Raw genomic sequence first — 14,516 nt, forward strand, 5'->3', positions numbered from 1 at the left:
TATTTTTACATACTTTGATTTGATCTGACCCTTTCTGACCGCCCATTGCGCCATTCGTGCCAAGCTGTTTAGGCCGTGTTTATCGGAAACGCACCGTCATAACAGAGCAGCAGGAATTTGGTACAATGGCTAGTTTTCAGAAGCGAAAAAACGCGTGGCGAGTGACCATCCGCCGCAAAGGGAAATATATTTCCGCAACCTTCGATACGAAGACCGAGGCCAACGCCTGGGCGATCCAGGCCGAGGCCAAAATCCTGAAAGGCTTTGAAGCCGATGCGGTCAGCAAGGAGCCGGAGGTTCCGGTTGAAGGCATACCGGCCACCGAGGCATTGCAACGCTACGCCAACGAGGTTTCATCGAAAAAGCGGGGCGCGCGCTGGGAACAAATCCGGATCGAGGCGATGATCCGAAATGACCGGGTTTTCAAACGTCCCATCGTGACGATCACCGGTGCTGATATCTCGGAGTGGCGGGACAAGCGGTTGCGCAAGGTATCGCCTTCGACGGTGAACCGCGAGATGTGCCTGCTGTCGAGCATTTTCAATTTCGCGCTTCGTGAATGCCGCATGGGCTTGACGTTCAACCCTTGCGCGCTCGTCAGCAAGCCACGCAAACCTCGTCCCCGATCGCAGCGCATATCGCTTGAAGAGCGGCAGGCCATTATTGCCAAGCTCGGCTGGAATGGCCGCAGTGAACCCCGGACACCGAGCCAGTGGGTCGGACTTGCTTTCTATTTCGCACTGGAAACCGCGATGCGCAAAGGCGAGATCCTTTCGCTGCGATGGTCCGACGTTCATTTCGAGGAACGCTACGCGCATCTCGACATCACCAAGAACGGCGACGAGCGCGATGTTCCCTTGTCGAAGGCCGCCATCAAATTGTTGAAGATCGTGCGCGACCGCGACCTCGGCAGTCCGGTCATTCCGGTCCAATCGGGCCATTTCGGGCAGATCTTTACACAGGCCAAGCGGGATGCGGGCCTGGATCAAATCCATTTTCACGACAGCCGCCGCGAAGCCGCCACGACGATGGCGCCGAAGCTGTCCAACGTATTGGAACTGGCAGCGATCACTGGGCACAAATCGCTGCAAATGCTACAAATCTACTATAAGCCGAGGCCGCAGGATTTGGCTGCACGGCTCGACCTCTAGCGTGGTCGCTCACTCAGAAGCGGCTTTCGGTTTCCTCTGGCTTCCGGCTTCATCCGGGTGCGGTTAAAGCGATTTCGCCGATAAGTTCATATGCCAAGTCATCGAAACCACGGCCCTTGGAAAGGGTCATCGAGATATTTCCTCGCCAGGCGGACAAGGCGTCGTATGCGCAGACGATATGAGGCGTTCTCGACCCGCCAGTTTTTGCCAACGACCATGGTGCCGAAAAAGGACCGCGCCATCTGTTGTTGCGACGCGCCGACCGCGAGCGCGTCTGCGGTGCGCAGTTCGAGAACCCAGCGCGGCGCCCGGATTTCGCGCGGACGAAGCGACGGAGGCAAGTCGCCGCGATGCGCCAAGGCTGAAAGTTGGCGCAAGGCCGATATTTTTGCCTCCGCGCTGTCGAACCCGACCAGACGATGCTCGAGGAGTGTGGGACCGCCGAGCAAGGTTCCGTCGAGAAGATCGAGCCGTACCATCCAGAGTCCGTCGCTGATGAGCCAATGTTCGACATTGTCTTCGATGGCGATCGAAACCTTGCTTGCGACGAGGCGCACATCGAACAGATCGGTGTCCTGGCCGCGCTTGGCTAACGGGTTGCTGCCAAGGACGCGAGGATCCGTGTCGGCGGACCAGATCGGGCGCGCATCGGGCGTTGCGCGATGCGGGTCTTCATAGGCAAGGAGTCCGAATGCGGTGGGCGGTCGATGGCGCTCGCGCCACGCCGCTCGATAGGGCGGATGGCGCCTGATCCACTCCCAGGCAAAAGCGCGGCGGTCGGCCCGAAGGAGGGCGCGATAGTCGTGAGCGGATCGCCAGTTCGCCCCGGATGACCAGACTTCGCGAGAGCCGCGTTTTGACATGATGTAATATTTCCATAATATAGTTGAAATATTTCCATCGCTTGCGAATAGATAGATGACCTCCCAGTCGTCTGCGTGGGGCGCGGCGCGACCTTTCATCCTGTCACGGCGGCTCATCGAGATAGCCACGCCGGGCCGGCCGAAGAGAAAGGGTGATCGAACGGCGGCGGCTTGAAACGCACCGTTCGGTCGCAGCCTAATAATGCCGAGTCTCGATGCCGCGCAGCAACTGGCGCGCGAATTTACCCGGATTGCAGACACATCCGATCTCGACAATGTCCTCGCCGAAGTGTGCAGGTTATTGGGTTGCCGCTTTTTTGCGCTCAGCCACCACGTCGATTTTCTGGGCGCGCCCGATCTGGGCTTGCGAGTCCACAACTATCCCGAGGAGTGGGCGCACTGGTTCGATAGCCAGCGCTTGGGCCTCGACGACCCGGTGCATCGCGCCAGCCAGCGCACGGCGGTGGGGTTCCTCTGGCGCGATATGGCCCGTCTTGCGCCGCTGGCTGCTGGCGACCGGCACATCCTGGCGCGGGCCAGGCACCACGGGATCGGTGACGGGCTCACCATTCCCGCGCATGTACCGGGCGACGCCCATGGCTCCTGCTCCTTTGCTTGGCGACGGGGCGCGGCACCCGATGGGAATGCGCTTATTTTCTCGCAATCGATCGCCAACTTCGCCTTCGAGGCGGCGCGGCGAATTCACGGTCCGCCGGCGACGCCGCGCCTTCGCCTGACACACCGCCAGCGTGAGTGCCTGCTCTGGGCCGCCCGCGGAAAGACCGACTGGGAGATCTCACGCATAATCGGTATCGGACATATGACCGTCGTCGAGCATATTCGCAATGCACGCGGGCGTTATGGTTCCGCAACGCGTGCGATGCTCATCGTTCACGCGCTCTTTGATGGAACCCTTCATTTCAGCGAGATCGCCAAGCACTGACCACCCCCCATTTCTTGGTATAGCGAGCCGCGTTTTTTCGCTTCAATTGGACTGTCTCTTTCACTGCAAGGGAGACATCCATGCTACGCACCATCGATCAATCCAACCGCATTCTCGAGTCCAGGGCGCTTCGCGGCATGTTCGAGGCTCGCAAGGAGGTCTTCGTCGATCTTCTCAAATGGGATCTGCCCGTCCTCGCCGATCGCTACGAAGTCGATCATTTCGATGATGGCGAGGCGGTATATCTGATCGTCACCGATCTCGAGGCCCGGCATCTGGCTTCGGCGCGGTTGCTGAGGACGACGCGGCCGGCGCTCCTCGACAGCCTCTACCCCGATCTCGCCGATGGCGCGGTTCCTCGCGGCGAGGATATTCTTGAAATTACCCGTTTCTGCCTGTCGCGTGGTGTCGGCGCGCGGCTCCGGCGCGAGGCGCGCGACAGGCTGCTGGTGGGGCTCGTCGAATATGCACTGGCCAACGAGGTTCGCCGCTACACCGGCGTGGCGGAGCTTTCCTGGTTCGAGCAGATTTGCACCTTCGGCTGGGAATGCCGGTCGCTTGGCAAGCCTTGCCTCCATGACGGCAGGTGGCTGGTGGGGCTCTGCATCGACATTGATGATGGAACCATCGACCGGCTCGCCGCCGGCGGGATCACGGCGGCGAGCCGTGAAGCGACCGCGGCTCGAGCGGCGTGAAGGGAAAGGCCATGAACAATTTCTCACCATGTCCGTCCGATGCCGACGCTGCCGCGCTTGCCCGCACCGGCTACGTCGTCCTGCGCGGTGTCGCTCAGCCTACAGCCGTCGCTGAAATCGAAGCGGATTTGTCCGATCGCTTCGAGGCCACTCCCTTTTGCGAAGGAGGCTTTTATGGCGCGCGGACCAAGAGGTTCGGGCGACTCCTGATCCGTTCGCCGCGCATGGCTGAGCTGGTCATGAACCCGGCAGTTTTGGCGCTGGCCCAAGATGCGCTTGGCCCTTGGTGCGATCGGATCCAGCTCAACCTCACTCAGGCGATCGAAATCCATCCCGGCGCGCTCGCGCAGTTTCCGCATCGCGATCAGGATATGTGGCGCGGCGCGGTGGGCGAGATCGAATATCTCGTGAATGTCATGTGGCCGCTGACCCGGTTCACATGCGACAATGGCGCGACGAAGATTTGGCCGGACAGCCACGGGGCCGACGCGCTTTCCGCCGAAACAGGGGCCGAACCGGTCGTTGCCGAGGCTGATCCCGGCGATGCGATCGTGTTTCTCGGCTCAACGCTCCACGGCGCCGGAGCCAATGCGAGCGCTGGCGTGCGGCGCGGTATCATCGTCAGCTACTGTCTCGGCTGGCTCAAACCCTATGAAAATCAGTGGCTCGCCTATCCGCCCGAGATCGCGCGTGATTTTGCGCCCGAACTGGCCGCGATGGTGGGCTACGCGCAGCATCGGCCCAATCTCGGCAACTTCGAGGGCCAATGCCCGTCGGTGCTGTTCGGCGGCTATCCCGACGAACCGCTTGCTGCGATCGACACGCTGCGGCCCGACCAGTCCGCAATGCTGGCCGAGTTTGTTGCGACGCAGACTGCACGAGCCGACGGGGAGCGCGGGCAATGAGTCCCGGCACGACGATGGAGCGGGTCTATCTCGAACTGAAGGCGCGCATCATGTCGGGACAGTTTGCTGCCGGGGTTCGTATCGATCCTGTGGTCATCGCGCGCGAGCTGGCCGCAAGTGCGACGCCGGTCCGCGATGCGCTCCACCGGCTCAGCGGCGAGCGGCTCGTCGACAGCTGGCATCAGGATGGATTTCGCCAGCCGGTGCAGAATGAGAGCGACTTGCGCGACAGCTACAGCTGGTCGCAGGTGTTGCTCGTCCTTGCCCTTCGATCGCCTGCGGCGGCGTCCCCGCCGGAGGCATTGGTCAGCGGTGTGGCAGGCGAAGACTATCCGGCGCGGCTCGGGCGGCTGTTCCGGGCGATCGGGCTACAATCTGACAATCGCGAACTCCGCCTTGCGATCGGCAATCTGGTCGATCGCACTCATTTTGTGCGCGGCGCCGAGGCCGAGGCGGACCCCGGTTGCATCGACGCACTTGCGGCGATGGAGGGCGATTTTCAGTGTGGCCGCTGGCGCGAATTGCGAGCCGGAGTCGTGCGATTTCACCGCCGCCGCATTGCCACCGCCGGCACCGTTGCGCTGCGGCTGCGACCGGACAATCGGCAGCTCGGATAACATTCGCAAAACAGAAACCGTATAAACTGGCTATATTGCTTCGGGACCATAGCCTTTGACGAGCCGCAATATCGCGGCATCAGCAAAGGAGGGTCCCATGGACCGCAATGACATTGCCGAGGACGGCATCGAAGAACTGGGTATCGCCAGCGTTGTGACGCTCGGGCCGGCGCCGCCCTATCCCGAGGATCAGTTCCTCAGCCCGATTCCCGTCGGCGGCGGCATCAGCGCCGATTGACGGAATGGCGGACGCGGCGTCCGGCGTCGCGTCCGCTTCCTTGCCATGACCTTTCATCTCGCGCCCCATATGAGCTATGGTGTCTTCGGCACCCGGGCCGTCCTGCTTGATCTGGTGACAGATCGATATTTGCTGCTCGGCGAAGCCGAAGCCGCCGCGCTCGCTGCCCTGGCGAAGCCGGATCCATCTGCTTCCCCTGCACTCGTTAATGCGCTGCTCGCGCGCCGCATCATCGTCGAGGGGGCGGGCAGCGTAATCGCGCCCGTCGATCAGCCGCGACCGCTGGCCAGCGCGCTGGAGACCCTTGACGGCGGCGGCGGCGTTTCGACGTTGGAAGCAAGCCTCTCGTGCATACGGGCGATCCTGTCGATCAGAACGATGGGCCTCGCGCGGACTATCATGCGCGCACGCGCATTCCGGCGGCGATGCGAGCGCCGCCGCGATGGCAGGCTGGTCACCGACAGCGGTCGCGCCGCCTTTTTTGCGCGTGGCTTTGCCGAGGCACGTATCGGCGTCCCATTGCCGCGCCGCTGCGTACCCGACAGCTTGGCGCTCGCGCGTTGCTTGTGGAATCGCGGAATCGCGGCCGATGTCTTCTTCGGCGTCCAGCTCGATCCGCTTCTTGCGCACGCCTGGGTCCAGATCGACGATGTCGTCCTGTCGGATCCGCTCAATATCGCGGCGGACTATTGTCCGGTATTCAGGCTGTGAGCCTGCGCATTGCGCTTGTCGAAGGCTCGGTGCTGCGCCCACCCTTGCCGCGCGGCTTGACGCCGCTTGCCACGATCGGGCCGGCCCGGATTGTCGGCCTCGCCGAGACGCCGGTCGTTGCCGCAGCCGATGCCGTGCTCATCGGCTGGGCGTTTTACCGCGAAGGCTTCACGGCCTGCACGGCCTTGTCGGAGGGCGAGATCGAGCAGCTTATCACGTCGCGCGGCGCTTGGGCGCTGCGCGCACTTTGGGGCCACTTTCTGTTGGCCTGGGTCGATCGCGACGATCGTGTCTTCCTGCTGCGCTCGCCTGTCGCAGGGCCCCCCGTTTTTCATACTCGCCGTCAGCGCGGTCAATCGGCCGCCCTGACCGGCGCCCAAACCGGAAGCTGTGTCTTTACCGACCTCGGTCTCGCGCGTTCGCTTGGCTTCGCGCTTGACCGGCCCGATCCCGGGAGGATCGACGCCGCGCTTCGCTATCCGTTTCTTCGTGGGCCCGATACCGAGCTGGCCGGGGTTCGCGAGATCCTGCCGGGCGAGATTGTGGATCTTGTGGAGGGCGACCGCCAGCCCGCCAGCTGGTCGCCATGGGACCATGCCGCGCGACCGCCGCATCACGCAACGCCTGAGGAACTGCGCGCGCTGGTCCACGCCGTCGTATCGGCTTGGAGCACGCGCTTCACACGTATCCAGCTTGAGCTCTCGGGTGGGCTCGACAGCTCGATCATCGCGGCGTGTCTTGCCGGCCGCACCGACGACTGGCGGGGGCTGACGCTCGCGACAAGCGACCCTGACGGCGATGAGCGACCTTATGCGCGCGCGGTCAGCGAGCAATTTGGCGTGCCGCTCGCCGAACGATGGCGCCCGCCGCCGGGCGATCCGCTCGCACCCCCGCGTACATTGCGTGCGCGACCCGGCGGGTTCGGGCTGCTTGCGCCGAGCGACGCCGTCTTCCTGGATGCGGCGCGCACATATCGCGCCGACGCCATTTTCACCGGCGCGGGCGGCGATAATGTGTTCGGCTATATCACGTCGGCCGCCCCGGTTATCGATGCGCTGCGTTTTGCCGGTCCGCGTGCGGCCTGGCGTGCGTCCGGCGACCTGGCGCGATTAGCCCGCGACAATCGGTGGAAAGCCATCGGCTTCGCGATCAGGCGCAGCCTGCGTCCGCCGCCGCTTTGGCCGATCGATCATTCGCTACTGTCGTGGCGTCACGCCGATATCATGCCTGCGCACCCATGGGCGGCTGACGCGGGGCGTGCAGCCCCGGGTCAACGGGTTTACGGCATGAGCCTGTTGCTCGTGCAATCCTTCGTCGATGCCTATGACAGGGCGCTGGCCATGCCGATGATCGCGCCGCTGCTTTCGCAGCCGCTGGTCGAGTTCGGGCTCGGCCATGCCAGCTGGAAGTGGGGCGAGGGTGGGCAGGACCGGGCTTTTGCACGACGCGCCTTTCAGGAAGATTTGCCGCCGGCAGTGTTGTCCCGGCGCAGCAAGGGACGGATCCTGTCGGTCTTCCTTCCGGCGTTTGCGGAAAATCGCGAACGATTGCGACCGTTTCTGCTCGATGGCTGGCTCGCGGGCGCGGGATTGCTCGATCTCGATGCCGTGCGTGCAATGCTGGAAACGGGGGCGGGCGATCCGGTGAGCATCTTGCGGTTGCTCGAAGTCGCCGACATGGAGAGCTGGGCGCGCTCGATTGAGGCGACCCCGTCGGGCGGATGACGATTGTCCAGCACCAGACCATAGACCGTGCAGAGCGCCTGCCGGGGTGCCGGCGCCCCGCACGGACCTACGGCGCGGGAGCGGGCAAGGACTGTCCCGCGCGAAGCTTTCGCCAGCGGCGATATTGATCGCCCTTTTCAGGCGCCGCATCCTCTTCGCGCTTGAGCCAGAAGCGATACCAATCGAGGGTGCGTTCGTAAGATGCGCGCTTGTGCGCGGGCTGGTATTTGATGTGGAGTTCGTCGGCGAAGACGAACATCTCGACCGGCTTGCCCGCGCGCTTGAGACGCGCATGAAATTCGACGTTCGACTGGACCTCGGACTCGGGCAGTTGCATCAGCAGCGGCGTATCGAGCGCTTCGATGTCCCAGACGGGCGAAACGAACTTCCAGCGCGCGAGGTCGCTTTCGGGGTCGCCGAGGTTCCAATAGTCCTTGAGCATCGCGGTGAAGCCGCGGTCGGGGAGCGCATTGATCCAATAATAATGCGGTGAGACCTGCCCGGAAGCAACCGTCGCGGCGGCGAAGCGCTTTGATTTGCGGATCGACCAGAGCGCTACCGACGATCCGAAGCTCAGGCCGCCGATGCCGACGCGCCCCGGATCGATCTTGCCTTGCGCCGCGAGCCCGTCGATCGCCGCACCGATCGTCTTCAGCGCGAGGTCGTAGGACCCCTCCATCCCCGCCGCCCGCGGTGCCCGGATCGCGTTGATGCACAGCACTGCAATGCCATGCTCGACGAGCGGCAGCATCGGAATTTCGTCGCCGGTTCCTCCCTTGAGAAAACCGTCGCACATATAATAATGCACGACAACCGGCAGCGGGCTGGTTGCTTGCGGCGGGGTCAGGAAATATCCCGTGAAACCGCCATCCCAGACCATCGGCTCGACTTTCGCCGCAACCCGCGTGGCCAATTGGTGGTTGGGCTCGGCGAGAATATGCGTTCGGCCGTTAGCAAAATCGACGCGAACGAGGCGGGGTGGTTCAAGCGGCTGCGCGTCGGCGCAGTAGAGGGCGTCGGCTCCGACCGCGCAGCGCGGCGGTCGGCCGGGCACACGGAGCGCACCGTTCGTCGTCGCGAGCCGCTTCGCCTCGCTGGCGCCGACCGTCCAAAGCCAGGCAATTTCGCGCGCGCTCCCAAACTTCTCGAAGAGGACGAGCCTGTCGCTTCCCGCCCAGGCGAGTGCAAGCAGCTGGCCCGACCGGCATGGCACGGCAGTGCATTCGATCGATCTTCCGTCAGGGCGGGTCACGCGGATGCGCTGCACGGCCTTGTCGCTGCTGATCTCGGCACGGCTGCCATCTGCGGCGCGGCTCGACAAGTCCTGAACCGGCGCGGGCGGCGCAGGGAGTTGCACGGGACTTCGCGGTACGATCGACTTCTCGGTTCGCGGCGCGTCCCACAAGATTCGCTGGTTGTCGAACCATGGCGACGAAATGCGCCGCATGATGCGCCGCCCGTCTTCGATGACGCCGCCTGCCACCGGCTGGTTGAGGTTTAGGGTCCCGTCCACTAGCACCCCGTCGCGATAGGCCGATCGTTCGGCTGCGGCGATTGCGCCGCGTGTTGGACCGACACTGTACCGGAGCGCTGTGCCATCGACGGATAGCCCGAAGTCGACGATGTCGGCGTCATCGACAATCTCGCGCGCCAGCGGTTCGTTCTCGCGCCAATGCCAGATTGCGATGATCCCGTCCTTTAAGGCGAGGAAGCGCAGTCCGCGACTATCGGCGTCCCAAAGCGGGGCTGCCTCGATGGGCGTTCCCCCCGCATCGGGGCGCTCGACGCCCCCGTCGAGGATGATCGGTTCGCCGCGTTTCGTGACGTCGACAATATACCAGCCCAGCTGCGCGACATTCGCATCGACCGACGGATGACTGACGCGATAGGCGATGCGGCGGCCATCCGGGGAAAGCGTCGGCGCGGTGATCTCGCGGACTTCGACCAGGTCGCGCGTCGTGATCGGCGCGCGGTCGTCCGGCAAAGACGTTGGCGCGTCAGTCGGCGCCGCCGCCAGCGCCGCGAGCACATATGCGACCGTCACCATGCGATCACCGCCTGCAATGCAATCGTCCGCCCCACCGCGCTGGCCTGTTCGGCGTCGTAGGCGATCGCCGAACCGATTGCGCGGACCTGTGCATAGGGCGGGGCGCGATCGAAGAGATTGTTGACGCTAAGGGCGAGGCGAAGCGAGCCCGCACCGGAATCGCTCGGCGGTCCGGCGATCGTGGTTCCGAGCTGGAGATCGACGGTTGTCCAGCTCTTGACCTGCTCCGTCGGCGTTACGGTGAGATTGCGGTAGCCGTCGACATGGTGGACCCCGATCCCGGCGTCAAAAGCGCCGAGCGTGAACTCGGCGCGGCCGCGTAGCCGCAGCTTGACCGGATTGCCGAGGGTGCCGACGACATTGTTCCGCGCGGCAGTCGCCACCAGGCGATTGTCGATCTCGAACAATCGGCTTCCTCCGAGCGAGAGATTGATAGTGCCGCCGCCAACCGGGCGGTTGTAGGTGAGGTCGAAATCGATCCCGCGGACGCGCGACGAGGCGAGGTTGCGTGTTCGGACGTCGAGTATGGCGCGGACGTCGCCCGGTGCCGCGCCGATCGCGTTCGAGAAATTGGGGCCGGCAAAATAGGCAGCTATCGTTGCGGAATCCGGGTTTTCCTCGATGAGCGGCGCAAAGACATCGCGCCGCACCAGAAAATTCCGGAACTCTGCCGATCCCGATGTTATGCGGCCGCGATAGTCGACATCGAAATAGGTCAGGGCAAGTTTGGCGCCCGGAAGAAAGCCGGGCTCGAAGTCGACGCCCGCAGTCCAGCTCTCGGCTTTCTCCGGGCCGAGATCGGGCCGAAAACCGAAGAGCGCAAGAACGACCGACTGGCCTGAGGGCGCTTGGGGGTCGGCGACGCGCAGTGTCTGGTATCGCGCATTGGCGGTCCCCACCAGCTCGTCGAAGAAAGGCGCGCGAAACGACCGACCGTAGGACGCGCGAAGCGCGAGACCGGGGAGGGGAGTCCAGCGCACGCCCGCCTTGGGATTGGCAGTGTCGCCGACGTCCGAATAATCTTCATAGCGCCCCGCGGCCGAGAGCGTCAGGCTGCCGGGAAAATTCTCTCCGGCATCGAAAACCGGCAGCGCCAGTTCGGCATACACCGCGCGCACGATGCGCTTGTCGGGGAGTCCGGGGATACCGTCGGTTCGCGGGCTCTCGCTGGCGAGGTCGCTGACCTGGACATAGGTCAGGCGATCGCGCCGATATTCAGCGCCGAGCGCGAGCTTCGCCTCGCCGGCCGGGAGGCGAAACAGGGGACCGTCGGCACGGACCGCGCCGCTCCACACCCGGAACCGCGTATCGACGGCAAGGCTGCCGCGGAGCCGGTCTATCAGCGCCGGGTCGTTGACTGCCCCATCGCCGAAGGGGTTGAGGGCCTGGTCGATGTCGGGGGCCGACGCGGCGCGCGGCAGGCGCAAGAAATGGATCAGATTGACCCCGTCGTAGTGCTCGCGCTGCTCACCAAAGCCTCCGGACAGCTCGACGTCCCACGGACCCAGCGCGATGCGACCCCCGAAGGAAGCGTTGAGCGCCTTGACGCGACCGCGCGTCCCTTCGGGTCCAAAATCGGCGGCAGGATCATAATAGACGGTGATCGGTTGGCCGGTCCCGATCGGATCGACATAATAGGGGTTTGCGCTGGTCACCGTCAGCGGGATGGTGCCGTTGAGGCGCCGGCGAATGTCGAAACGGCGATTGGCGTAGAGCAGGCGCACGAAGAAGCCGAGATTTTCTCCGACGTCCTGCTCGGCGCTGGCATAAAGGCTTTCGCTTTTCTGTTTCGGCAGGAGATCGGTGATGCGCCGCCCATCGCCGCGGTTGAAATCGGCGCTCGGAATGAGGTCGGTGGCGGTGAGATTGCGGCCGTCTTGCCCAGACGGGATCTGGAACCTCTGGCCGTTCGCTGCCACGATCGTACCCGGGCTGTTGTAGTTCGAGCGAAGATCGGGGCCACCGAAACGCCGCAAATCCTCGGTCGCGAAAGCGCGCTGGTTCGAGGGCAAATTGCCCCGTCGGTAGAATTCGCCGGCGACGACGAGATGTCCGCCATTCCAGTGCGTGCCAAAAACCTGCCCGATCTGGACTTCGCCATAATCGCCGTCGGCGGTCGCAACGCGAAGCCGGGTTTCCGCGCCTTCGAACCGGTTGCGAAGACGGATGTTGACGACGCCGGCGACGGCATCTGAACCGTAGATCGCCGAGGCCCCATCGGTGAGAATTTCGATCCGCTCGACCGCTGCGGTCGGGATGAGCGACAGGTCGGCGAAAGCGGCCGAGGCGCCGCCTAGTGCCGGGCGCACACCGTCGAACAGCGTCAAAGTCGCACCCGGGCCGAGGCCGCGCAGGTTGATCGCCGAGCCGAACCCGATGTTGCTGAGGCTGTTGCCGCGCGCGCTCATCCCGAAATTGGCTTCGGTTGGGCCGCCAGAGAAATTCTGCGGGATTGTCTGGACGAAATCGGCGATCGTTCCGCGGCCGCTTTGGTCGAGCGCGTCCCGGTCGATCGTGGTGAGCGGGGAACCGATCGGACCGGTGCCGCGGATGCGCGTACCGGTAACGATGATCGCTTCGCCCGCTGGCTCAGCCAGGTTGGCCGCTTGACCTCCAGCGGGACGGATGACTCTTGCGCCATCTACGATGGAAAAACTGAGTCCGGTTTCCGCAATCAGTCTGGCGAGCGCGGCGTCTGCCGACAGCCGGCCGCGAACGGGCGTGCTGCGGTGTCCATCGACGATCTCGGCATCGGCAATGACCTCCTGGCCAGACACGTCGGAATACTGGCGTAGCGCTGCGGCGAGAGGCTGTGCGGCAATAGCATAGTCGCGCACGCTCTCCTGCGCGCAGGCGGCAGGCGCATGAAGCGCGGTGGCCGCACATCCCGTTGTCAGAAGCGCTGCAAAAACCCGTTTGTGCATGTGTCCCTCCCACGCGGCCGTCATGGCCGTCTGAAGAGGAAAATGCCGGGCTGCGGATTACTCCCCCCGTTTTTGCGCGCGGGGGCTGAGTACGATGCCTTCGCCGTTGGTGCTGACGTCGAGATCGAGCGCGGCGGCGAGCTTGCGTGCCAGCGCAGCGCTGTCCGCAATGTCGAAACGACCCGTGACCCGGCGCGCGGCGAGGGCCGGATCAGCCAGACGGATGGCGGTATCGCCGTTACGGTTCGCCCGCTCGATCACCGTTCCGAGCGGCAGGTCCTGTGCATCGAGCATCGTCCCCGTTACCGGCGCCGGCACCGCCGGGAGGCGGCGTACTTCGCCTTCTGCAACCTCGGCGCTTTCGCCGGGCGCGAGACGGACGGTGGATACGCCGCGCAAGGCGCGCACCTCGACCGATCCCTCGATCAGCGTGACGCGCGGCTGTGCTGCGCGCAGGTCAACCTCGAAAACGGTCCCGAGCGCGATCGTCTCGGAGCCGTTCGCGACCACCGAGAAAGGCCGCCGCGCGTCATGCGTCACAAGGAAGCGCGCGCGGCCCGACAGCAGCACGACTTTTCGCGCGGTATCGTCGAAGTGTGTCTCGATCCGCGCTCCGTCCATCAGCATGACCCGGCTGCCGTCGGCCAGCCTGCGCTCCCGTCCTGCGGGATCATTGTCGGCAAGCTGCACGTCGGCTGGGCCAGGCCGAAGATACCAGCCTGCGCCCAGCGCCAATGCGAGCAGGAGCGCGCCTGCCATCGCCCAAGCGGGAGCGTGCGAACGCGGCGTCGGCGCGGTTTCGCGGATCACGCGATCTTCGGGTGCAAGCCCGCCGACGGCGAGCCAGTCGATTTCCGCTTGGGCATAGGCTTCGGCGTTGGCGGGATCCTGGCGCCAGGCGTCGAACGCCGCGCGATGCGTCCCGGCGTCGGGACCGCGCATGCGCGCGAACCAGTCGGCGGCCTCATTGTCGCGGGATTTCACGGACGCGCCGACCGTGCGCGCCGGACTGCGACCATCGCCTTGGCAATTTGCTTCTCGACACCCTTCACGCCGATCCCTCTCGCTGCAGCGATCTCCTCATAGCTCAGACCCTCGAAACGATGCATCAGGAATATGTCGCGCGTCTGCGGTTTGAGCCGATCGAGCGCGGCGGCGACGCGCCGCATCTGGTCGCGCGCCTCGAGCGCGGCGTGGGGGTCGGGACCGCTGATCTCGGGCTCCTCATAGCTTTGATGGTCTGCGGCCATGCGGCGTTCGTCGGTGCGGTGGCGCTCGGCGAGCAGGTTGCGCGCGGTACGGAAGAGATAGGCCGCCGGCTGTTCGGCGAGGACGCGCGGATAGGCGCCGCTCGAAATCAAGCGGCGAAAACATTCCTGGACAAGGTCGCCGACATCCTGTGCCCCGGCACGGCGCCCGAAAAAGCGGGCAAGGCGCGGGCGCTGTTCATCGAGAACAGTTGCGGCGCAGATCGCGGCGTTCTGCGGCATCCAACCGTCGGGTGGCAGAGGGTCGCTTGCGGAGACGCTGCCCGCCGCGGTCGCTGTGCTATCGTCATAGTCCATGCCTTTGCCTTTCCGCGCGGGGCGGAAAGGCAAACCGGAAGCCGGGTGTCGAGAACATACTTGAATATGCGCCGCCGCCTTTGGCCACGGGGGCTTGGACATGCGCAGCGGCCACCCGGCAGGATGGCAATGA

At 64.6% G+C, this 14,516-nt stretch carries 13 protein-coding genes; 8 read left to right on the top strand and 5 right to left on the bottom strand.

All coding sequences use genetic code 11. The features are described from left to right. The first annotated feature begins 125 nt into the window (after positions 1-125). The gene (locus tag CVO77_RS16815) at positions 126-1,151 is read left to right on the top strand and encodes a tyrosine-type recombinase/integrase (protein ID WP_106000036.1); all 1,026 of its coding nucleotides are present in this window, start codon (positions 126-128) and stop codon (positions 1,149-1,151) included. A gap of 98 nt (positions 1,152-1,249) precedes the next feature. Here CVO77_RS16815 and CVO77_RS16820 read toward each other — a convergent pair whose 3' ends face one another. Beyond that, positions 1,250-2,131, bottom strand: coding sequence for a transcriptional regulator domain-containing protein (locus tag CVO77_RS16820; protein ID WP_106000037.1), 882 nt, complete (start codon positions 2,129-2,131; stop codon positions 1,250-1,252). An 85-nt stretch (positions 2,132-2,216) separates the two neighbouring features. Between CVO77_RS16820 and CVO77_RS16825 the strand changes: the two genes are divergently transcribed. From CVO77_RS16825 to CVO77_RS16850, 7 genes are all read left to right on the top strand, one after another. Further along, positions 2,217-2,957: a helix-turn-helix transcriptional regulator gene (locus CVO77_RS16825; RefSeq protein ID WP_106000038.1), complete on the top strand. Its 741-nt coding sequence runs from the start codon at positions 2,217-2,219 to the stop codon at positions 2,955-2,957. Between the two features lie 80 nt (positions 2,958-3,037). Continuing rightward, entirely contained in the window at positions 3,038-3,652 is a 615-nt protein-coding gene (locus CVO77_RS16830; RefSeq protein ID WP_106000039.1) for an acyl-homoserine-lactone synthase, read from the top strand. 11 nt (positions 3,653-3,663) lie between these two features. Further along, positions 3,664-4,557: a phytanoyl-CoA dioxygenase family protein gene (locus CVO77_RS16835; protein ID WP_106000040.1), complete on the top strand. Its 894-nt coding sequence runs from the start codon at positions 3,664-3,666 to the stop codon at positions 4,555-4,557. Next, positions 4,554-5,174 (top strand): GntR family transcriptional regulator, encoded by a 621-nt coding sequence (locus tag CVO77_RS16840; protein WP_106000041.1) that lies wholly within the window; start codon positions 4,554-4,556, stop codon positions 5,172-5,174. The genes CVO77_RS16835 and CVO77_RS16840 overlap by 4 nt, the downstream gene beginning before the upstream one ends. A 97-nt stretch (positions 5,175-5,271) precedes the next feature. After that, positions 5,272-5,412, top strand: a complete 141-nt coding sequence (locus CVO77_RS21345) for a hypothetical protein (protein WP_158258102.1) — start codon at positions 5,272-5,274, stop codon at positions 5,410-5,412. A 69-nt stretch (positions 5,413-5,481) separates the two neighbouring features. Beyond that, positions 5,482-6,123 carry a lasso peptide biosynthesis B2 protein gene (locus CVO77_RS16845; protein ID WP_158258103.1) on the top strand — a complete coding sequence of 214 codons (642 nt, stop codon included), beginning with the start codon at positions 5,482-5,484 and terminating at the stop codon, positions 6,121-6,123. Next, entirely contained in the window at positions 6,120-7,847 is a 1,728-nt protein-coding gene (locus CVO77_RS16850; RefSeq protein ID WP_158258104.1) for an asparagine synthase-related protein, read from the top strand. Before CVO77_RS16845 ends, CVO77_RS16850 begins: the two co-directional genes overlap by 4 nt. A 67-nt stretch (positions 7,848-7,914) precedes the next feature. Here the strand turns inward: CVO77_RS16850 and CVO77_RS16855 are convergent, their stop codons facing one another. From CVO77_RS16855 to CVO77_RS16870, 4 genes are read right to left on the bottom strand one after another with little or no spacing between them, the layout of a single operon-like run. Beyond that, entirely contained in the window at positions 7,915-9,894 is a 1,980-nt protein-coding gene (locus CVO77_RS16855; RefSeq protein WP_106000044.1) for an Atxe2 family lasso peptide isopeptidase, read from the bottom strand. Continuing rightward, positions 9,888-12,818, bottom strand: coding sequence for a TonB-dependent receptor domain-containing protein (locus CVO77_RS16860; protein WP_158258105.1), 2,931 nt, complete (start codon positions 12,816-12,818; stop codon positions 9,888-9,890). The genes CVO77_RS16855 and CVO77_RS16860 overlap by 7 nt, the downstream gene beginning before the upstream one ends. A gap of 57 nt (positions 12,819-12,875) precedes the next feature. Then, entirely contained in the window at positions 12,876-13,802 is a 927-nt protein-coding gene (locus CVO77_RS16865) for a FecR family protein (protein ID WP_106000046.1), read from the bottom strand. After that, positions 13,799-14,383, bottom strand: a complete 585-nt coding sequence (locus tag CVO77_RS16870; protein WP_158258106.1) for an RNA polymerase sigma factor — start codon at positions 14,381-14,383, stop codon at positions 13,799-13,801. The genes CVO77_RS16865 and CVO77_RS16870 overlap by 4 nt, the downstream gene beginning before the upstream one ends. Positions 14,384-14,516: the final 133 nt, after the last annotated feature.

Origin of the sequence: Sphingopyxis lindanitolerans, assembly GCF_002993885.1 — a bacterium.
Lineage (GTDB): Bacteria > Pseudomonadota > Alphaproteobacteria > Sphingomonadales > Sphingomonadaceae > Sphingopyxis > Sphingopyxis lindanitolerans.